Annotated in this window: 27 protein-coding genes; 7 read left to right on the top strand and 20 right to left on the bottom strand. The window is 48.3% G+C overall.

What is annotated here, in order from left to right; all coding sequences use genetic code 11:
* The first annotated feature begins 1 nt into the window (after position 1).
* From NQ556_RS01240 to NQ556_RS01215, 6 genes are all read left to right on the top strand, one after another.
* On the top strand, positions 2-364 hold the full coding sequence (locus NQ556_RS01240; protein ID WP_040015509.1) for a hypothetical protein: 363 nt from the start codon (positions 2-4) through the stop codon (positions 362-364).
* A 62-nt stretch (positions 365-426) separates the two neighbouring features.
* Complete coding sequence (locus NQ556_RS01235) at positions 427-702, top strand: hypothetical protein (RefSeq protein ID WP_008373818.1); 276 nt, start codon at positions 427-429, stop codon at positions 700-702.
* Positions 703-862: 160 nt separating this feature from the next.
* Positions 863-1,282 carry a DUF3268 family zinc-finger domain-containing protein gene (locus NQ556_RS01230; protein WP_005333505.1) on the top strand — a complete coding sequence of 140 codons (420 nt, stop codon included), beginning with the start codon at positions 863-865 and terminating at the stop codon, positions 1,280-1,282.
* 13 nt (positions 1,283-1,295) lie between these two features.
* Positions 1,296-1,883 (top strand): sigma-70 family RNA polymerase sigma factor, encoded by a 588-nt coding sequence (locus NQ556_RS01225; RefSeq protein WP_005333504.1) that lies wholly within the window; start codon positions 1,296-1,298, stop codon positions 1,881-1,883.
* Between the two features lie 20 nt (positions 1,884-1,903).
* Positions 1,904-2,590, top strand: coding sequence for a hypothetical protein (locus tag NQ556_RS01220; protein WP_005333502.1), 687 nt, complete (start codon positions 1,904-1,906; stop codon positions 2,588-2,590).
* A 13-nt stretch (positions 2,591-2,603) separates the two neighbouring features.
* On the top strand, positions 2,604-3,050 hold the full coding sequence (locus NQ556_RS01215; RefSeq protein ID WP_005333500.1) for a hypothetical protein: 447 nt from the start codon (positions 2,604-2,606) through the stop codon (positions 3,048-3,050).
* A 213-nt stretch (positions 3,051-3,263) separates the two neighbouring features.
* Here NQ556_RS01215 and NQ556_RS01210 read toward each other — a convergent pair whose 3' ends face one another.
* Entirely contained in the window at positions 3,264-4,880 is a 1,617-nt protein-coding gene (locus NQ556_RS01210) for a recombinase family protein (protein ID WP_002596236.1), read from the bottom strand.
* A gap of 225 nt (positions 4,881-5,105) precedes the next feature.
* On the opposite strand from NQ556_RS01210, the gene NQ556_RS01205 reads away from it, so the two are divergent.
* Positions 5,106-5,306 carry a hypothetical protein gene (locus tag NQ556_RS01205; protein WP_044999168.1) on the top strand — a complete coding sequence of 67 codons (201 nt, stop codon included), beginning with the start codon at positions 5,106-5,108 and terminating at the stop codon, positions 5,304-5,306.
* A gap of 64 nt (positions 5,307-5,370) precedes the next feature.
* On the opposite strand, the gene NQ556_RS01200 is transcribed toward NQ556_RS01205, so the two are convergent.
* The 19 genes from NQ556_RS01200 to NQ556_RS01110 form a co-directional block, all read right to left on the bottom strand.
* On the bottom strand, positions 5,371-5,565 hold the full coding sequence (locus NQ556_RS01200; RefSeq protein WP_002596234.1) for a transposon-encoded TnpW family protein: 195 nt from the start codon (positions 5,563-5,565) through the stop codon (positions 5,371-5,373).
* A gap of 14 nt (positions 5,566-5,579) precedes the next feature.
* Entirely contained in the window at positions 5,580-6,422 is an 843-nt protein-coding gene (locus tag NQ556_RS01195; protein ID WP_002596233.1) for an ATP-binding protein, read from the bottom strand.
* Positions 6,419-7,153 (bottom strand): replication initiator protein A, encoded by a 735-nt coding sequence (locus NQ556_RS01190; protein WP_087325174.1) that lies wholly within the window; start codon positions 7,151-7,153, stop codon positions 6,419-6,421. Before NQ556_RS01190 ends, NQ556_RS01195 begins: the two co-directional genes overlap by 4 nt.
* 132 nt (positions 7,154-7,285) lie before the next feature.
* The gene (locus tag NQ556_RS01185; protein ID WP_002596231.1) at positions 7,286-7,672 is read right to left on the bottom strand and encodes a cysteine-rich VLP domain-containing protein; all 387 of its coding nucleotides are present in this window, start codon (positions 7,670-7,672) and stop codon (positions 7,286-7,288) included.
* A complete protein-coding gene (locus tag NQ556_RS01180; protein WP_002596230.1) occupies positions 7,662-9,287 on the bottom strand; it encodes a relaxase/mobilization nuclease domain-containing protein in 1,626 nt (541 codons plus the stop codon). Before NQ556_RS01180 ends, NQ556_RS01185 begins: the two co-directional genes overlap by 11 nt.
* A complete protein-coding gene (locus tag NQ556_RS01175; protein WP_002596229.1) occupies positions 9,259-9,657 on the bottom strand; it encodes a plasmid mobilization protein in 399 nt (132 codons plus the stop codon). Before NQ556_RS01175 ends, NQ556_RS01180 begins: the two co-directional genes overlap by 29 nt.
* Positions 9,658-10,154: 497 nt before the next feature.
* Positions 10,155-10,367: a helix-turn-helix domain-containing protein gene (locus tag NQ556_RS01170; RefSeq protein WP_002586615.1), complete on the bottom strand. Its 213-nt coding sequence runs from the start codon at positions 10,365-10,367 to the stop codon at positions 10,155-10,157.
* Positions 10,360-10,782, bottom strand: a complete 423-nt coding sequence (locus NQ556_RS01165; protein ID WP_002586616.1) for a sigma-70 RNA polymerase sigma factor region 4 domain-containing protein — start codon at positions 10,780-10,782, stop codon at positions 10,360-10,362. The genes NQ556_RS01170 and NQ556_RS01165 overlap by 8 nt, the downstream gene beginning before the upstream one ends.
* 171 nt (positions 10,783-10,953) lie before the next feature.
* Positions 10,954-11,721 carry a class I SAM-dependent methyltransferase gene (locus NQ556_RS01160; protein ID WP_002586626.1) on the bottom strand — a complete coding sequence of 256 codons (768 nt, stop codon included), beginning with the start codon at positions 11,719-11,721 and terminating at the stop codon, positions 10,954-10,956.
* A 50-nt stretch (positions 11,722-11,771) separates the two neighbouring features.
* Entirely contained in the window at positions 11,772-13,691 is a 1,920-nt protein-coding gene (gene tet(W) / locus NQ556_RS01155; RefSeq protein ID WP_002586627.1) for a tetracycline resistance ribosomal protection protein Tet(W), read from the bottom strand.
* Between the two features lie 723 nt (positions 13,692-14,414).
* Positions 14,415-14,747 carry a DUF5301 domain-containing protein gene (locus tag NQ556_RS01150; RefSeq protein WP_005333498.1) on the bottom strand — a complete coding sequence of 111 codons (333 nt, stop codon included), beginning with the start codon at positions 14,745-14,747 and terminating at the stop codon, positions 14,415-14,417.
* Positions 14,704-15,540, bottom strand: a complete 837-nt coding sequence (locus tag NQ556_RS01145; protein WP_005333496.1) for an EcsC family protein — start codon at positions 15,538-15,540, stop codon at positions 14,704-14,706. Before NQ556_RS01145 ends, NQ556_RS01150 begins: the two co-directional genes overlap by 44 nt.
* A 1-nt stretch (position 15,541) precedes the next feature.
* The gene (locus NQ556_RS01140; protein WP_005333494.1) at positions 15,542-15,901 is read right to left on the bottom strand and encodes a YccF domain-containing protein; all 360 of its coding nucleotides are present in this window, start codon (positions 15,899-15,901) and stop codon (positions 15,542-15,544) included.
* A 3-nt stretch (positions 15,902-15,904) separates the two neighbouring features.
* A complete protein-coding gene (locus tag NQ556_RS01135) occupies positions 15,905-16,339 on the bottom strand; it encodes a hypothetical protein (protein WP_005333491.1) in 435 nt (144 codons plus the stop codon).
* Between the two features lie 229 nt (positions 16,340-16,568).
* Complete coding sequence (locus NQ556_RS01130) at positions 16,569-16,901, bottom strand: hypothetical protein (protein ID WP_005333489.1); 333 nt, start codon at positions 16,899-16,901, stop codon at positions 16,569-16,571.
* Between the two features lie 3 nt (positions 16,902-16,904).
* The gene (locus tag NQ556_RS01125; protein ID WP_022415108.1) at positions 16,905-17,195 is read right to left on the bottom strand and encodes a hypothetical protein; all 291 of its coding nucleotides are present in this window, start codon (positions 17,193-17,195) and stop codon (positions 16,905-16,907) included.
* A gap of 121 nt (positions 17,196-17,316) precedes the next feature.
* The gene (locus NQ556_RS01120; protein WP_005333486.1) at positions 17,317-18,213 is read right to left on the bottom strand and encodes a sensor histidine kinase; all 897 of its coding nucleotides are present in this window, start codon (positions 18,211-18,213) and stop codon (positions 17,317-17,319) included.
* Positions 18,214-19,065 carry an ABC transporter permease gene (locus tag NQ556_RS01115; protein WP_008373910.1) on the bottom strand — a complete coding sequence of 284 codons (852 nt, stop codon included), beginning with the start codon at positions 19,063-19,065 and terminating at the stop codon, positions 18,214-18,216.
* Positions 19,058-19,984: an ABC transporter ATP-binding protein gene (locus NQ556_RS01110; protein ID WP_008373911.1), complete on the bottom strand. Its 927-nt coding sequence runs from the start codon at positions 19,982-19,984 to the stop codon at positions 19,058-19,060. The genes NQ556_RS01115 and NQ556_RS01110 overlap by 8 nt, the downstream gene beginning before the upstream one ends.
* Positions 19,985-19,990: the final 6 nt, after the last annotated feature.

Here is a 19,990-nt window from a genome sequence, read left to right as displayed (position 1 = left end):
TATGAAACACCCCCACTGCAAGACAGATGCCAAGCACATCCGTCATTTTCTGAACCTCTGTGAAGGGAACTGGCACTCCTGTATCTACGTCTGGTGCCGCACTTGTAACGCACAGGAAAGCTGTGAGAACTCTGGCTTTTTATTCCATCCGGATGAAACGGGAAGCCCCTGCATCCTCCCTCTTTCAGATGCAGCGCTTTTGTTTCCCCGGATACCGGAGCCAACCGAATGTACCGGAAGCATGAGCATTGCTGCTTTTACAGAGCTTTATCTGCCCTATCTGGCCGCTCAGAAGCTGCCTTTAAAGCCATGTCCCATTCCGGCACTGCTCCGGCTTCAGGAGAACCAGCAATATGACTGGTAACAAAAAGTTGCACTTTCAGGCTCTTATACGTACAGGATATGTAAAGAAAGGAGGCACTGCCTATGTTAAACGTAATTTCAATCATCCAATGTATCGATCAGGTCTTTACGAACCTGATATTTATTCCCATGATTTTTGTCCTGTATGTGAAATTCCGTCCGAAAAAGCCATGGACCAGAAGGCGCAGGAACACTTACCTGCTCTGTCTGGTACTGATCAGCTTATTCCTGCTACGGATTTTCTGTGAGAAGTTCATCTTTACACCGGTTAATTATCCACGTTTCACAGACAGCGGCTTATTCCCGCTCATCCGAGCAATTTTCTATCCCGGCATCTGAAAAATGGGGATTCGTGCCATTTAGTCCGAATCTGGGATCAGTATCCGCTTGCGTCCTATGGGAATTCATCACCTGCTTACTTACAATATAAGTATACAGTACGTACTGGTTATTCACGTACACGTTACGTATCGTGTATGTACAAGCGAGGTGAAAACAGATGAAGAAACCAAAAATCATCCGCTGCCCTTACTGCGGCGGAACAGCAATATTAAGAGATGCATCCTTTGTATATGGAACGCATTCTCATGGCGGACAGGTTTATGTCTGCTCCCACTATCCATCCTGCAATTCCTATGTCGGGGTACATCCGGGAACCAAGATACCAAAAGGAACGCTCGCCAACCGGGAGCTTCGTCAAAAGCGGATTCAGGCACATCGAATTTTCGATCAGATCTGGCAACAGGGCATCCTTTCCAAACCGGAAGCATATCGCTGGGTGGCAGATAAGTTCTGTCTGACAGATAAGCAGGCTCACATCGGACAGTTCAGCAACTATATGTGCGACCAGCTCATTCGGGAATCCGCAGATGTTTTAAAGAACAACCATATTCCCTTCCGCCTCCGGGCAGCCAGCTGAAAGGCGGTGATTGATGATGACCTTACCACTAAATAAAAAGCAAAAACAACTGGTGGAAAAATCCATGGATCTGGTTCCGATCATGATTCGTTCCATGACCCGCACCGCTGCCTATGTAACTGAGGAAGAACAACAGGAATTATGTCAGATTGGATATCTGGCTTTGTGCCGGTCGGCTGTCGGATTTGAGGAAGGAAGATCATTCCAGCCTTATGCCAAAACTATCATCCGTCATGCCATCTTTGACTACTGGCGGAAAATTGCCCGTGACCGCTCCATGCTCTGTTCTCTGGACGAAGCATCATCTGAAGATGAACATCTCCATTATCGTGATTTGTTTTCCTACGAGGATACACAAACAACTCACCCGGAAAAGGACACAAACCAGACCTTGCTTCTTGAGCATTTAACCCAGCTTGGCACCGGACAGTCCTCAACTATTCAGAAGGGAATTGTAGCCCTCTATCTGCAACAGCAGGGATATACCAGCTTTGACTTGGCAAAACACTACCAAGTACCAGCCAATCGTGTACGGGCATGGCAGAGCAAAGCACGGAAACTATTACAGCAGGATGATGCACTCTATGCACTTCTGACTTAACCTTGAAGGAGGGAACTTTTATGCTGACACTTTATACTGCTGTCGGAACCTTAAAATTTCAAAAAACGACAGGCGGAAAATCCATTCCTCTTGTAATCAACGATGGACAAGAATATGGACTATCGGATGACGAGCTGCTGCTCTGGAGCTGTCTTGCCTTCCAGATTCTGACGCTCCATGAACTCCAGGATGCCTATACCCTGCGCCAGATACAGAAAGAAGGTCCGAAAGGCTTATCCTTCCAACACTATCTGAACCGACTTTCCTTACGCGGTCTGGTTGTAAGCGGAATTGGACTGACAGGGGTGGATGCCTTATATCGCCTTCTCGGCAGTCTGACCATTATTCCCTTGAAGGATACCTTTCCCATCCGGCTCTTTGGCTGCGTTCAGCTTTATCTGGAAGGAACTATTGGTGCAAAAGAGTTTGGCAGATATTTAAAGAAGAAACCCTCTTCACCGATGGAAGATACCATTCTGAAGCTGGCTGATAAGGTATCCCTCACGACCGCTGAGCTTGTCACAAGTATGGAGCAGGAAAAAGTAATCCACAACGAATCGGATATTATGGATGAGTTATACACAGAACCGGAGACAACTTACCAAACACTTGTGGATGATGTCCAGATTCACCATACCCAGTATCCAGTGCTGCAGGCTATTGCTAATTTGTACCTGAATAAACAAATCACATTTCATACATGTTAAAGGAAGGAACCTTATGCCAAAACCATTTTTCACAAAGCTGGTTGCCATCAGTGCAATCGGCTTTTTCTGTGTACTTTTTGGGTGCATCTTCGGGATCGCCACCCATGACCGGCTCTTTATCCTCATGAGCCTCCTCATCGGAATCTGCAGCATCTTGCGTGCACTCAGTTTCTACCACCTGATCCATACACATGCTTATCTGTCACTGGACGTAAGCTGCACGAAACGGGAACAGACACTCTTCGGGAAAAACCAGCAATATTGGTTTGCCAGTGATAACGGAAAGGAATACGCCTTCTCACTGGAAAAGAATATCAAACTCCTAGAGGGACATCGGTATCGGCTGTACTTCCGGAAACCACAGCAGGGAACAGGGCAATCGATGCCATGTGCCGGAGATATTCTCGGATATGAAGAACTCACCGATCAACTGCCGGAACTTCCGGATACATCCGTTTAGATAGAAAATGAGCCGCCCGTACTGCATCACCCCTACAGTTCTGGCGGCTCATTTTATTATAAATAACCTCTCTTATTTCTATCAAACAATAGTGTTTGTATCCGCTTCAATGCCATGAGCATTTGCTTATGTGTGATAAAGAAGCAATAGAAGTGCAAAAAATTTTGCCGTTCCTATCCGACACTTGGCCATTGTGTCGGATAGGTCGGGCGGTTATTCGGGCAAGTCAATCTTGCCGACAAAGCTGTAATAAATCTCAATGTCCTGCCTGCGGGTGCCGTTCTCATCATAGCTGCACTCATGCACCACAATTTTCTCGATCATTTCCCGCAAGAGAGTGGGGGTCAGTTCTTCAAAGGCAAGGTGCTTGCGGACAATGCCCATAAATTTCTCGGCGTTGACGGTAGCTGCCTGTGACTTGTCCAGTTCGGCTTGCAGGGCGGCGGCTCTCTTTTTCAGCTCCGCTTGCTCGGCTTCGTAGTCAGCCGACAGTTCCATGAAACGCTCATCGCTGATTTTGCCGTTTACATTGTCCTCATACAGCCGCTTGATAATGCGGCTGATTTCAGAAATGCGTTCCTGCGCCTGTTCAAGCTGCTTGATGGCTGCGGCGGTCTTTCGCTTGCCGCCGATCTCGTTCTGCTGGACAAGTAGTTTCACAAACCGGCTCTCATGCTTGGCTGCGTATTCGGTCACTTGCCGGAGATTTGCCAGGACACCAGCGGTCAACAGATCGGTGCGGATAAAGTGCGCCGTACAGTTGCGGGTGCGCTTCTTGTAGCTGCCGCAGATGTAGCAGTCCTGTTTGCGGTCTTTGTTCTGATACCGCTGCTGATACAGCACATGGCCGCAGTCGGCGCAGAACAAAATCCCGGAGAACAGCCCCACTTCATCGTAGCGGTTCGGGCGTTTGCGCTGTTTGCGTAACTCCTGCACCCGTTCCCATGTTTCCTTGTCGATGATCGGCTCATGGTGGTTCTCGAAAATGGCCTGCTTCTCGACGGGGTTCTCTATGCTGTGCTTGACCTTATAAGAAGGCTTTTCCGTTTTGAAGTTCACCAGACATCCGGTGTACTCTCGGTTTTCGAGGATATGAACGACGGTGTTGGTCGCCCATTTGCACTCATAGCCTGGGTGATAACGGCGGGTGCTGCCTGTCCGCTGATATTCCAGCGTCCCCGGCGTGGGGATTTGCTGCTCCGTCAGCATACGGGCAATCTTGGTCGGGCCGTTCCCGGCAAGGCAAAGCTGGTAAATCTGCTGCACCACCGGGGCGGCTTCCTCGTCTATAATAAAATTCTCGTCCTCGTCCATCACATAGCCGTAAACCGGCTTGCTGGTAACAGGCTTGCCGCTCATGCCTTTTGACTTTTTCACTGCCTTGATTTTCTTGCTCGTATCTCTCACCAGCCATTCATTGAACAGATTTCGCAGCGGGGTAAAATCGTTGTCCATGCCCTCGCTGGCACTGTCCACATTATCGTTGACAGCGATAAAACGCACACCCTTTTGAGGGAACAGCATTTCCGTGTAAAACCCTACCTGCAAGTAGTTTCGCCCTAACCGGCTCATGTCCTTGACGATGACCGTACCCACTTTCCCGGCTTCAATGTCCGCAAGCATGGCTTGAAATCCGGGCCGCTGGAAGTTCGCGCCGGAAAAACCGTCGTCGGTGTACCAGCGCAGATTGGTAAAGCCGTTCTGTTTTGCGTAGGTTTCGAGTATCCTTTTTTGGTTCGATATGGAATTACTCTCGCCTTGCAATTCATCCTCGTGGGACAATCTCGGATAAAGGGCGGTAATGAGGTTTTGGGTGGCTTGTCTTAACATAAAATCCTCCGTTTCCGACAGCCAGCCCCACTATTCCGTGGTTTCATTGTACCACGGAACGGCGGGGGCTGTACAGCGGCAAAAGCGTTAAATTTGCTTCTTTACAGCTTTTCAATTTTCCGATTTTTATGGTATGGGTTGTCGTCCCATATTTGCAGTAGAAAAGTTCATAACTCCGTGGTATACTCTGATTTAACAAAAAAATCAGAAGTTAAAGGAGAAAACATGAAGTATACAATAGATGAATTAACCGCGGCCAAAAGGCAAATTGATTCAACTCTGCACAAGCTAAGAGAAACAGTAAAAACATTTGAATCAAAGGATAATTCCGAGCGTTATAAATCACAAATCACATTGGCAAAGAGAAGAATAAAAGTCTTTGAAATTGCAAATTATTTTATAGAGAATGAGATTAAGAATTGCTAAAGCACTTCCGATTTTCGTTCCAGCGGTCATGCTCCCTGGCATGGCCGCTTTTCCATGCCCCGGTTCACGCCGGATAAGTCGGCTCCTGTGTAGCAGCGGCTTCCGCTTCCAGTACCCGCGCCATTTTGTCGGCGGCTGTGGTTGTGGTGTCTTTCTTGAAATAGCCGGACACGACAAGGACGGAATTGCCCATGCGGATTTCCGTCACACAGTCAGGGCGGCGGGTGGTGCGGGTGTCGTGCTGCTTGTTATCTGCCATAGGCAATACTCCTTTCAGTCGGTAATCAGTTTCTTCATGCTCTCCATTTTCCGCTTGGCGGTTTCCTGCCGGAAGTTGTCGCCGGTAAAGCGTACCGGGACGCACATGGAAAGCAGGCGGTCATAAATCCGGGAATGGGCGGTGTCCTCCGGGTTGTGCAGGTCGTCCAGCGTAAGGTTGGTCGTGACGATCAGCGGCTTGCCGCTGCGGTAACGGCTGTCAATCACATTGAACACCTGTTCCAGCCCGTATTCCGTCCCGCGTTCCATGCCGAAGTCGTCAAGGATCAGCAGCGGATAACGACAAAGGCGGGAAATGTACTCGTTGCGCCCCTCAAAGCTGGCGGCAAGGTCATTGAGGATAAGAGCAAAGTTCGTCATGCGGACGGGGATTTCTTTCTCCATGAGGGCGTTTGCGATACAGCCTGCAAGGTAGCTTTTGCCGGTGCCTACGCCGCCCCAGAACAGGCAGCCGATATTGTCTGTCCGCATATCTTCCCAATGCTCCACATACCGGCGGGCAAGCCCGGTCTGCGGGTTCCTGCCGTTGTCGTTCTCGAAAGTCCAGTCCCGCATGGTGGGGTCGGTAAAGCCCCGGCGTTTCAGTTCTTCCACGGTGTCAAGGTGTCTGCGCCGCTTTTCGGCGGCTTCCCGTTCCTCGCGGGCGGTTCTCTGGCAGTCGCACTCTGCCGGGTGGCGGTCGCGCCCGAAGATAGCGGCCTTATCCGGCGCAAAATAGGCTTCTTTCGGCTTGCGGCACTTGCCGCAGTACAGTAAACCGTCCTCGCCGGTGTAGTCCTCCGGCTCCGGGATGGTGGTCGTCATATTCTCCAAAACCGCGTTGATTTCATTCTTCATAAACTCTCGCCCTCCTTGCATGAGTAGTCTGGTATGCCCTTTTTAGGGGCTTCCTTTTTGTCGTTCCCCGCCCATATCCGCAGGGCGGCGGCATAGTTCTGGTAGCTTTTCCCGTTGGCGGCAAGGTAGCGGCTCATTTCCTCGATGAACCGTTCCAGCCTGTCAGGGTACTCTGCCTGCAACTCGTCGTATTCGGTCTGTGACAGAAAAATATTTCCATATCGGCCATAGGGCGCGGACGGCCCCCCACTCACTCCCTTTGTTTGGCTCTCTGTAAGGTTGTTTATAGTAGTTTGGTTAGGGGACGGTTTTCCGACCATCATAAGGTCGGTTTTCTGACCATCAGTAGGACGGTTTTCCGGCTCTATGAGGGGCGGACTTCCGGCCATCAGTTGGTCTGAAAACTGTACCTGTGGCACTGGCGGTACTTTGACATAAAGCCGGTTCGGTGCGGAGAAGCCGCCCCGTTCCCGTTCCAACAGCCCCGCCGTGTCCAGTTCATTAAGCGCCCCCTTGATGGTGGTGCTGCCTTTATCCAGTATTTCTGCTATCTCCGCGATGGGATAGATAATATAAATCCTGCCCTCGTCGTCCAGCCACTTGTTTTTCTGGGAGAGGGTGGAACGGTCTAACAGCAGCGAATACAGCAGCTTGGCGGTCTGTGAAATCTCCATTTTCAGCAGGAAACGGGGATACGGCAGATAGGCGGGCAGCCGCGTGTCTGCCCTGATATAATCAGCGATAGGATCACCTCCCTGTGTTCGGGTTGATTTTGGCGTATTGTCACGCATTAAAACGCCGTTTCCGGGGGAAAAGGATAAATGTATCGCGTACCCTTTGACACCCACGAAAAAAGCCTTGATTTATGCGGGTTTGAAAGGCTCTAAAGCGTGACATCTCTGCCTTTGTTTCCGCTTTCTCTCGGCGGCTTTGATTTTCTTCATGCGCCCGGCGCAGTCGGGGCAGTATTTTCCCCGGTTGGATTTGGGGACAAAGGCCGCCCCGCAGACGGCACACCGTTTCCGGCTTCCCCGGCACAAGAGGGCTGCGGCCAGCTCCCCGTCAAGGGGCAGGACAGCCACACGGAACCAGTGGCACATGAGGGAAAAGGAAATGCTCTGGACGCACACGCAAGGCTCCCCGTCGTCCAATAGCAGGCAGTTCCCCTCATCGTAGTTACAGCACTCATGTACCAGCCGCCGCGCCCGCCGGTGCTGGCGGTAGTCCATGTGGGGCAGGTTATCGCTCATGGCTCTGCTCCTTTCTGCGGTGCGGCTCGTCCCGGCGCAAAATCTGGTCGATGTTCCGCTTGACGGTCTGCAACTCCTTGAACCGCTGTTTCTGTTCGTGATAGGTGTTATACAGGCCGTCTTTCTCGGAGATAAGCTGCTCGATCTCGGCCTGCAACGCTTTCCGGGCGGGCAGCTTGGTAATGCCATGCGCCTTGAAATACCGGGCTGCTGCGTCGGCTATGATAAAATCGCTCTCATGGGCCTGCCGGTATGCGGCGCGGGCTTTCTCGGATTTCTGTGCCCGCAGCCCGTCGCGGGCGGCCTTGGTCTGGGCGTAGGCCAACACCTGCCGCTGCAACTTCTTTTTCCCTTGCAGCTTCGTTTCCAGTGCTTTCAGTTCGCCGCTGGTCTGGCGCATTTTCTGATAGGCGGTGTCAACGGCGGCTTCTAACTGCTCCGGGGAAGTAAAGCCGTATTGCTGGTAGACGGACAGCGTTTTGGCGGCCTGCTTCAGATTGTGTATCTTCGCCCAGCGTTCATAGCCCCGGCCTTTGCCCTCGGCCATTTTCTGCTCAATGTCCACAAGCCGCTGCACTCCGTCCTGTTTCGGGGCGGCTATCTCGGCTCTGGCAACCTGCAAGCGGTCTTTTATGGTGCGTGGGGGATCGGGGGATCTGGCTGGCGCTTCGGCTGCTCTGGCGGCGTTTTGCTCTAAAACGGCAAAGACAGCGGCGCGGTCAAAATCGTCGCCCAGCTTCCGGGCGGTAATTGGCTTTGTCCTGTCCGGCGTGAGGTAGGAAAGCCGCCCCCGGCTCTCCTTGACGGTCACACCCTCCTGCAGCAACAGAGAGGAAAACTCGTCAAAGCTGGCGGCGGTGGCAAGGGCTTTCCGTAGGGTCTGCCGCAGCTTCTCCTTGTTCGTTTCAAACTTGGTCTGCCGGGGCGTGATACTATCGGCAATCATGGGGGCGTTCTGCTTGTCCAGCGCGGCCTGTCCCTTTTTCTGCGCCCAATACTCCCGGTCGGTGACGCGGTTCTTGCTGCCGTTCAAGAGGTCGATTTGATAAAGCCCCTCCCGGTGGCACATCTCCATGACTTCGGATTTGAAGTAGCGCAGGGCAGCGTCGGTACATCGGTGCTTGCAGCCGACTTTCGTATCGGCCGGCCTGTCCATGTAGGGCAGGAACGGCACTTCCTCAATCCGCAGGCTGTTTATGACGATATGCACATGAATGTTGCCGCTGTGGTTATGCCCGTCCGGGTGGGTGCAGACAAGGGCCTGGTGGCCGGGAAAATGCTCTTTACAGAATTGTTCCCCCAACGCCTGCGCCCGGTCTACGGTCAGGCCGTTGTCCGGCCCGTCCCGCGGGTCAAAGCTGATGATGTAGTGGTGGCTTTTCACATCTTCCCGCCGCTGGTTTTTCTGATAGCGGAGATTGGCCCGCATACACGCAACGGCAAAATCCTCCCCGTCGCAGTTCAGCGTGGACAGCCGGTAGTCCTCGCGGGGGATAAGCCTGCCGGTTTCATCAAGGACGGGCTTCATGGTAAACTCGTCATGCTCAAAGAGAAGATATTGCTCGGCGGCTCCGTAGTCGGCGTTTTTAGAGTTGATATGCTTGAGTGTTGCCAACCGCGTCACCTACTTTCTTGAGGACTTCATACTTGAGGACGGCAAGGTCGGATATGGCGGCGCGTACCTCGCCGGAAAGGGTGTTGTAGGGTACGCCGTATTCGTTCAGATACCGGGCAATCTGATTGAGGTTGCCGCCGATCCTGCCGTACTCGGCTGTCAGCTTCCCGACAGCGGAAAGCAACTCGTCATTGACCGACGACACATGGACAACCGGGCGTATGGTCGCCCGCCGTATCGCCTGCCGGAGAAATTCGGACTGGCTGATACCATAGGGCGCAAGCCGCGCTGTGAAGTCGGCATACTCATCTTCGGACAGCCGGGTTTTCACAACGCGGCTGCGGTGGGGCGTGTTGTATTTCTTTCGCATGGTGTGACCTCCTTTCTCGCCCGTAAGGGCGCATGAGCAGGGTTTGGGGAAGGCACTCCCCAACAAGTTTCCCGCGAGGGGCAAAACTGCAGAATTGCGGATTTTGGCACCGTGGTAGAAACTTGCTCTCCGTGACTGCAAACTTTCTCTCACTTCCGTCCGCCACTTTTTTGGAAAACTGCAACCACAAAAGTTTGTTTCTCTTTTTCTGCTACTACTAATCCTGTAAAGGGCATTCCTGCCCGCTTTCGCTAAAATGACACCGGACGCAGTGGTTTCTACCCGGTGTTGGAGAAATCCTTTCTCTTTGCCCTCTACTACGGGTAAATGCTCCAAATGCCAAACACCAGGGCAGAAAAATTCCCTCCTCGCTTACTACTACAACCGGCAGGGGGCAAAATGGCCGGGAGCGGAGCCGGACAACAAAAAAAGCAGTAAATCTTTTTCAAGACTTACTGCTTTCGCTGGCCGCGTCGGTGGCGGCTGGTATTCAGTTTTTATGACTTGTCCGGTGGTTCGTCAAGCCGGAACTTGAATTGACAGTCAATTAACCGCTGCTTTACATAGTCCTCCACCTCGGCGTTGACCTGCCCGTTCACTTTTGAGAAATAGCGGATATATCCGGCGTAGTGGAGCAGGACAGCGTTCACGGCTTCTGGGTCGCCCTCACGGGCTTTGAGGATTGTTTCATAGGGGAGAAGTCTACTCATACCGGCTCACCCCCATTTCTTCGCGTAGCCGCTGCAAGGCAAGCTGGATATGCCGCCCCGCTGTGCTGCGTGACCGGCCAATACACGCGCCGATCACGCGCTGCGGCTGGCGCAGAAAGTAATAGCGCAGGATTTCTTCCCGCGTCTGCTCCGGCAAAACAGAGATCGCGTCGGCAAGGGCGGCGTTGCAGAGCAGGACGGTCTGACCGCAGACGGTAAATGGGTATTCCTCGTCCGGCTCCGACGCGGCAAACTGGACAAACTTCTCGTTCATCAGATAGTCAAGGGAAACTTGCCGTTCCCATTGCCGTTTAAGCTTCAAAATCTTGTCCAAGGCGGCACAGCGGATAACAGTCTTGCAAAAGGCGTTGTACCTGCGCTGGATATATTCTTGATAGGCTATCTGGTCGGTCATGGAAATTCCCCTTTCTGAATAATAGTGCGGGGCGGTGGCACTTCTTGCTGTCGCCCCTTGATTGCCTACCAGCAAAGGCGGGCGGGGCTGTCAACGGCTGCGCATATGCGCCGTTCATCTTGACCGTTGACTGGCTCGGCTGGGTTTGCTATTTACCCGACAAACTTGAATTTATTTTAAGCTATCACGTTTTACCTTCTTAAGCCTTACTATCATTACCATAGGAATTTCTTTGTTGGTTTTAAAACATTCTTCATAAAATCCATCAATGACAAATCCAGCTCTAAAACAAAGGTTAAAAATATCTTGTATGGAACGATGATAATAAATCTGCTCTTTCGGTTGCCCTTCAATCGCTATATCATAGTAACTGTGCGGTGTCATATATTTTTCAGTCAACGTGACAAAACAAGGGTGTTGCGTTGCAAAGACAAAAATTCCGCTTTCCTGCAACAGTTCATAAACAGCCATAAGAAGTGGTTCAATATCCGTAATATCCATAATTGCCATATTAGAAACTGCTTTCGTAAAGGCTCGATTTCTTTTTAATTCTAATATACTTTTTCTATCGGTCGCATCCGCCACACAAAATTCAATTTGTTTTGCATATTGTGATTGCCGTCTTTTAGCCAATTCTATCATTTTTTTGCTGTAATCAAAAGCGACAACCGAAGCGCCTCTTTGTGCAAGATACGAAGAATAATTTCCATTGCCACACGCAATATCCAAAATGTAATCCGCAGGATTAGGAGATAGAAGTTCCGTTACTTTGGGACGCACTACCTCTCTGTGAAATTCATTAGATTCGTCACCCATTGCATTATCCCAAAATTGTGCGTTCTCCTCCCAGATTTTTTTACTTTCCTCTGTTCCCATGTTCTCTCCCACTCCCCAAATTTGCTTTTTTGCTTCCATTAAATCTTCCTTACTATATTCCATTGTTACCCTCCATAACTTCTGATTGTTGCCGTCTTGACGATTATGTATCTTTACATTACCTTCTGAAACATATGGCGCACCTTGTCCAGGCGGCTGTTTGGACGGCGGGGCTGGATGACCGGCTGACCGACAGCGGCCTGATATCCTTTCAGCTCTGTAAGGCATACGCTCCGCCCGTTGGTGTAAAAGGCCAGATCAGTACGGTATGCCTGTATACAGCGGGCGGGAATCTCGCCAGTAAAGACAACTTCATCCTTTTTTACCTGGGCCGTTTCGATGGTGGCACAGTATTTCGGTGCATCATGATAAGCCCTGGAAAGGTATTCCTGGGGCGCATAGAGGATGAAGGAGAGATAAGGTTCCAGCAGCTGCGTCCCCGATTCCTTCAATGCCTGTTCCAATACAATCGGGGCCAATGAGCGGAAGTCCGCCGGCGTGCTGACCGGACTGTAATAAAGCCCGTATTCAAAGCAAATCTTACAGTCCGTTACGTTCCAGCCGAACAAGCCCTGCTCCAGCCCGTAACGGATACCATCCCTGACAGCGTTTTGAAAACTCTGGTTCAAGTATCCCAGCGAAACCCGGCTCTCGTATTGTACACCGGAGCCAAGCGAGAGTGGTGTAACAGACAGTCCTATGGATGCCCAAAACGGGTTGGGCGGCACCTCGATATGGATGGTGTGGCTGGCTGCTTTGAGCGGCCGCTCCATATAAATGACGGAGGGTTCCTTTACCACTGTTTCAAGCTTGTATTTTTCCGACAGCAAAGCGGAAACAACCTCCAACTGCACCCGGCCCAAAAAAGAAAGAATGATCTCATGGGTGATGGAATCCACTTCGCAACGCAAAAGCGGGTCAGTATCCGCAAGTTGCGTAAGAGCGTCCAGCAGCCGTTCTCTTTGCGCTGCCGTTTTCGGCGCAATCGTCGTCCGCAGCATGGGGAGGGGGTCCTCGCGCCACCTTTTACGAGGGAGCCGGGTTTGGTCCCCTAATACATCGTTTAACCTCACGCTGTCGCTGGGAAGGATAACAATTTCACCCTGATAAGCGGTGTCTGTCCGAACAATTTCCCCTTTGGATGGAATACGCATCTCTGTGATTTTCAGCTTTTCTCTCCCGGCCAGGGCCACCGTATCCCGCAGGCGCAGCGTTCCGCTGTATAACCGTAGATAGACACGCCGCTGGCCGCAATCGGTGTACTCAACCTTGAAAACGCTGCCGCATAGGGCGGCGCCCCCCTGTTCCCCAATCGGTTGGAACAGCCCTGTCACCGCATCCATCAACGGTTGAATGCCAAGGCCATTTTTGGCGCTGCCATGATAGACTGGGAACAGGGAGGCGTCTTGAACCCGCTGCTGTTCCTCCCGCGCAAGTTTTTCCCGGCTGATTGGTTCTCCTGCGATATACTTTTCCAATAATTCATCGTTATTTTCGATGACCGCATCCCATGCTTCTATGTCGGTATTTTCCTCCAGGACTATTTCCGGGGACAGCGACACCGTCTGCTTGATGATAATATCGGCGGAGAGCTTATCCCGAACAGACTGAACCACGCTCTGCAAATCAACGCCAGCCTGGTCGATCTTGTTGATAAAGATAACGGTGGGAATGTTCATTTTCCGCAGGGCATGGAACAGAATACGGGTCTGGGCCTGCACGCCATCTTTAGCGGAGATCACCAAGATGGCCCCATCTAAAACAGCCAAAGAGCGGTACACCTCCGCCAAAAAATCCATGTGGCCGGGCGTATCCACAATGTTAACTTTACATCTGTGCCACTGGAAGGAAGTGACTGCCGCTTGAATGGTAATCCCACGCTGCCGCTCCAAAAACATGGTGTCCGTCCTCGTTGTCCCTTTTTCGACGCTCCCCGGTTCTGAAATGGCTCCGCTGGCATATAGCAGGCTCTCCGTCAAGGTCGTCTTTCCAGCGTCTACATGGGCAAGAATTCCAATATTGATTATTTTCATGTGATTGTCCTCCCTTTACAGCCCCAAAGGGCATAAAAATCCCCAGCAGTAAAATACTTTTACCACTGGGGATTATAAGTTGCGGACATACACATATACAGCATACACCTGTTTGTGATTGCTGTTTTTGGGGATATGTCAAAATTGATAAGGCAAAAGTATTCTTAAATTGGGTACAAAAAACTAAGCCCCTACAAAAGGAGCTATCATAATCCTTTGTTCCCACTATTTGATTATAGTTTTATTTAAGAATACCTTGCCGCATATTTTTTACTCCTTTTCTGGATTAAATCATTGTATCACATCAGTTTTAGGAAAGCAAGTACCTAAAAGAAATTTTTCTTCCCCTTATATGTAACAATCATACCGGCTTCCTAGCGTTCAGAATGTTTTCTGCTGTCTGCTGTGGTGTTTGGTTGGAATTGTCCAACCAAAAGCCGATCCGTGGTGTTGTCTGCATTTTACTAAATACAAATTCAATGTATACAGAAAGATATAAGGAGTGGGAGGGATTCCGCCGTAGTTGGCATTGTAGGAAAATCCAAAAGTTTAGATTTTCCCACAATGCTTATCTTTTGGTCTTTGGTTCGGAATAGTGTAGTGCTGGCGGTCTATCTCTTGTTTTCGGTTGCTTGCTTCCTTACCGTACATGAGCATTTGCTCCGGGAATGTCTTAGTTAAACTTGAAAGAATTAGATTTTCATTCTCATTACACAAATATTATTAGATAACCAATTCAGAAATATCAATGCTCGTTTTATAGTTTTGTTTTACTCCGCCAGGAGAAGTAATAAAAATCGTAGCATATTCCCCATTTTCATAAAGGGTAATTTCTTTTATATCTTTTTCTTCATCTTGGTTCGTAGTATCGCAATAAAATTTTATGGTATATTTAGGGTTCATACCTATGCTTTTTTCTGTCTCTTTCCATGATTTTATATTTAAAGCAGAAATAACCTTGTCTATATTATGCTTATCATCATACTTTACCAGCAATTCCTTATTTGCGGCATCATATATCTCTATAACTTTTACACCTTTTACATAATTGTCCATTCTCTGCCTTTTTCCGCCCCGCCAGATACCTGTGCCGGTATTTCAGCTCTGCATACTCTGTGATCCGTTTCATGTAGACTGCATCATAAGCTCCGCCTACAGCACCAACCACCGGAATTCCCTGTAAGAACTTCATATACAGAAGCTCTTTTGACAAAGCTCCCGCCGTTTGTTCGATCTGCTCCTTATCCTGATACTCTTCCGGCAGTATTCCGTTTCTGATAAATTCATTTACTTTCCCGTCAATCTCACAAAGTGTATCCCCATAGGATACTGCTCCCCGGATCAATAATAAGATAAAATATTTTTCTTCCCTGCTTTCATAGCTGTATCCATACTGCAGAGCAGTCTCATAAATATTCTTTAAAATCATCCCTGTAAATACCGGAATATCCGGCAGACCGATTCCCAATACGCCCATCCCGATTCCAGACACACCGGATAGCAGTAAATTCTTTGTTCCCGTATCTCTTGCCTTTTTAGAAAAAGAGCGGAGGGATTTGGAATTCTGCTTTACATCCGCCATATACTGCCGCACCTGATAATCCTGCTCCAGTTTTGTCCGCTGATACGTCTTTTCAATAACCCCGGTTCCTTTCTCGAAAATCAGAGCAAATGCCTTCGCAAAAGCGGTATCCAATGTTTTCTGAAGTTTCGGCGGTATCTTTTCCTCCAGTTTCTGATTCAGAATGCTCTCCCTTTTCTCTGAACGCTTCTGAAGGAATCTCTGCTCCTGTACTTCCAGCTTTTCCCACTCCTTCTGAAGCGGTGTCCTTTTATCAAATAATCGCATCTTAATACACCTCCGCACCAAACGGCATCAATGCCAGTTTCGCCAGTTTAAACTGCTGTAAACCAAACGGGATTCCGATAATCGTCACACATAAAGCTGTACCCAACGCCAGATGCTCCAGTGCAAGAGGCAGACCGGATACAATCAGCCAGATGATATTCAAAAGGAACGAACCAGCTCCGCCACCATACTGCACCTCTTTTCCAAAGGGGAAAAAACTAAGCGCCGCAAATTTAAAACACTGCATCCCCACCGGAATCCCCACAACGGTAATACACCAGAGACAACCTGCCAGACACCAGCTCAGCCCACTGACTGCGCCGCCAAACACAAACCACAACACATTTCCCAGGCATCCCATATGCTACACCTCCCCATTCATCCGATTTTTCACATCAGCAAGTATCTTTTCTATCCGGTTGATGGCATCATCCACCTGTTCTCTTGCATCTGCAATCTTGCTCTGCACCATATAATCTGCCACCAGCCCGTCCAGAAAGAAATCCGCAAAGGAAAGGAAACTGCCGATTTCCATGCGCAGATCCAAGGAAACCTGCACATCTCTTAATTCTCTCTGAAAACGCTGAATATCGCTTTTCGCCTGTTCCATCAACGCAGCTGCGTCATTCATTTTAGAATGCTTCACAAAGTCACTGATAAAGCCTCCTCCAAGCATATCAAAAATGCCCCAGTTTCTCGCACTTCCCAACTTATCCCTTGCTGCGTAAAGGCTCTGAAGCGCCCGCTCCCCTGCCTGTACTGCTTCCTGCATTTCCCGTTTCATCATTTCGTTACTCATCGTTTATCCTCTCTTTCTTTTTAGCAGACTATTGCGGCAGATTTTCTATATTTCATAATAAAAAAAGACTCCTATCATGACCTCTGCCACAATAAAAGTCTTGCTATCTCATTTGCTACGGGTATCTCTCGATACCGGTTGTCGGTTACAAAACCACCTCTTTCAAGGCGTTCAGCTACTCCCTTTTTTGCTTGAGATGAATATAACATATTGGAAATAATTTGTCAAATCATGCATTTTTCTTTTCCAACCGTTCCGCTTCTCTGGCAAATACATGCGAGATATCAAACAGTTCCGGTACATCTGATATGGTACACACATTCACACAATAATTGAGCCATGGAAATTCTTTTGTCATCTGATAAATAACTGCCATGGCTTTTGCTTCTGACATTGCTTCCACCGAATGATATCCCGATCCCTGAATATGCTCAAATCCGTTTGCTTCAAAAAAGTCCCTTACATCCGCATATGCATTATGCCAGTCACCTTTCGGATAATATTCCTTTAGTGCTTGTGTATTCAGGTCAAAATTGATGCCTTTCCTCTGTAAGCTGTCCATCTGTTAGTTCCTTATAAAGTCTGTAATCAGGTTCTCCTTTTCTGTTCCGTTATACCAGAAACACTCTAACAAATTCTCTGCAATTCCTACGGAGTTTTTCAACTGAAAGATTGCTGCCCAGAATCTTCCATAGTCCTGCTTGCGTCCCCGGTCAAGATAAATCCTGCTTCCAAGGGCTTTGACTGCACAGCTTAAATCCTCCTGCTCAAAAATCTGATCTGCCTGTTCACACATCTGATTTACCGTTTCCGGAGCGAGCTTGCTTGTATCAAATTTAAGTTCTACTTTATACATTATACTCATCCTTTCATACAACAAATGACTGAGTGACTCTTCTCTTTCTACTGTAATTCTACCATGAAACCTATATAAAGTCATTCCCCATTTTCACTTGCTTTAATATAAATTTTTCCTTTTATTTTGGAAACACAATCTCCACACAGAACTCATTCCCTTCTATCCGGGCGCTGATTTTCCCATCCATACGAAGTACCAGCTCTTTCGCAATTGATAAGCCGAGACCGCTGGAAGTCTTACTGCGTGCTTCATCCGCTTTATAAAACCGTTCAAACACCTGATCTACATTTATTTTTTCCACATGACATACTTGATTTTTTATCTGTATCCGGATGTTGTTTTCAACTTCTTCCAGTGAAATACTGATTTTCTTCTCCCCGTGATCCAGTCCGTTTTTTATGATATTCTGAAAAATTCTCTGGATTCCCTGTTCATTTCCGTTCATAAACAGCAGTTTATCTGTAATCTGTATCTCCGGTTCAATTCCTCTGCCCGTCCATTCATCGTAGTAGGAAAATATGGTATCTTTCAAAATCTTGTTGATACAGCAGGATGACATTTCCAGATGAAAAGAATCGTTTTTAAGTTTTGTAAAAGTAAATAATTCTTCCAGCATTTCTTTCAGGCTGCCGATTCTCTCCTGTATGATCTTCATATACCGTCTCTGCTCTTCCTGGTCTTCACAGGTTTCCATTAACTGAAAATATCCGTCAAGGGATGTCAAAGGAGTACGGATATCATGTGAGAGATTTGTATATGTATCCGAAATCATCTCCTCTTTCTTCAAGTATTCCTTCTTTTCCCTTCGCTTCAGTTCCAGCCATTCGTTTAAAACATCTGCCAACTCACCAATGCCTCCAAAATCCATTTCTCTGGTAATCAGCATGTTGCTGTCGTGCTTCATCAGAAACGACAACTGGCGGCAGATGTCTTTCACCTGCCGCTGGTATTTCCAAAATAACATTCCTTGTACCAGTATCACTGCTATCAATAGCACGAACCCTAGTTTTATCATTTAGATATCTCTCTTTCTGAATACCCATGCTGTCAGTAATGTAACCACGATTCCGAACGCCGCCGCAATCACAACTGCCGTCAGGCATTCCTTATTGGTCGGTGACATGGATAAAAGTGCAATCTTTCCTGTCACTGTATATTTCAAAATCTGGAAATTCTCCACACCTGCCTTCTGGATCAAATGATTGATCACTCCGTATAAGACAATCATGGTATTCATGCACAGGCAGATAACAATCGTCATGCTGAACACGTTGCTGTTCAAAACCACCGCAATCGCCATACTGATTAGTACCAGTGCATAATGAAGCAAAATCTGAATACCAAAGTATCTCAGCAACTCGCTTCCATTCCCCCACTCCAGATATCCGAAGTACATCTGCTGTGCAATAATCTGAATGATGAAATAAAGCAGCATGGTAACAGTCGTATACACAAACAACACGGAAGCTTTGGAAAAGATCAGGTTTCTCCGGCTCCTTACCTGCCCGCCGATATTTTTAATATAACCGCTTCCTATATCTGCACTGGAAAACAGCACTGTAAAAATCACCAGAAACAACGCCACAAACTTCGCCTGCAGGTTTGCATATACCTGATCAAAGACCGTTACTTTTTCTCCCGGCTGTGTCGGCAGGAATACGGACATTCCCATATTGATGGTTTCTGGTTTCACTGTTTCTGCAATGCTTTCTGTCTGCTGTTGTTCCGCTTCCTTGTTCATCGTATCAATATCCAGTTTCGACATGGATGTGGAGAAGAATATAGCTGCCGCCATCACAATCCATACCACATACATACTTTTTGTCCGGACCATCCGGTACAGATCCATTTTTATCATATTAAGCATTTTGATTCCCTCCTGTCAGATTCAAGAAATAGGTTTCCAGTTCTTCACTGGTAATGGAAATTCCATTGACCAAAATTCCTGCTTTTGCCAGTTCCATATTGACATTGGCGCTTTCATTCAATCGTTCAAATATATGGATATGGCTCTTATCTGTAACCTGATAGTTGGTAAATCCCATTCTGTCCAGAATCGGGACTGCCTGCTCCGGATGGATTAACTCTATTTCAATCCGTTCACTGCAGCGTTTCATCAGTTCTTCGCTTGTCAGCTCCTGCAGAAGACTTCCATTATGGATAATTCCATAATCCGTTGCAATCTTAGATAATTCCTCTAAAATATGACTGGATATCAAAATCGTCATATTCCGTTCATCTCGCAGTCTCTGTATGGTATCACGCACCTCTGCAATTCCCTGGGGATCAAGCCCATTGATCGGTTCATCAAGGACCAGGAGATCCGGCTCCCCGACCAGTGCCAGCCCGATTCCGAGACGCTGCTTCATTCCAAGGGAAAAATGTTTCGTTTTTTTCTTTCCGACACCTTCCAGTCCGACCGTCTCTAAGATATCTTCGATGTATCCCTTTTTCCGAATACCAAACAATTCACATTTTATTTTCAGGTTTGTATATGCATTCATGTTGCCATACAGCCCCGGTGCTTCAATCAGACACCCCACACGAGAACGAATCCTCTCCAGTTCTTTTCCTTTACACCCGAACATCTCAATCTCTCCGGCTGTCGGTCTTGCAAGTCCACTGATCATCTTCAGGCAAGTCGTCTTTCCCGCACCGTTCCGTCCGATAAATCCATAGATAGCACCCTTTTTTATGTGAAGGTTTACTTTATCCACTGCCTTATGATGACCATACTGCTTCGTCAATCCATTTGTACTTAATAACAATTCACTCAATGCTTTCATCTCCTT

Source organism: Coprococcus comes ATCC 27758 (genome assembly GCF_025149785.1).
Taxonomy (GTDB): domain Bacteria; phylum Bacillota; class Clostridia; order Lachnospirales; family Lachnospiraceae; genus Allocoprococcus; species Allocoprococcus comes.
Note: the sequence above shows the minus strand (reverse complement) of the source record. Positions and strands in the feature narration are given on the sequence as shown.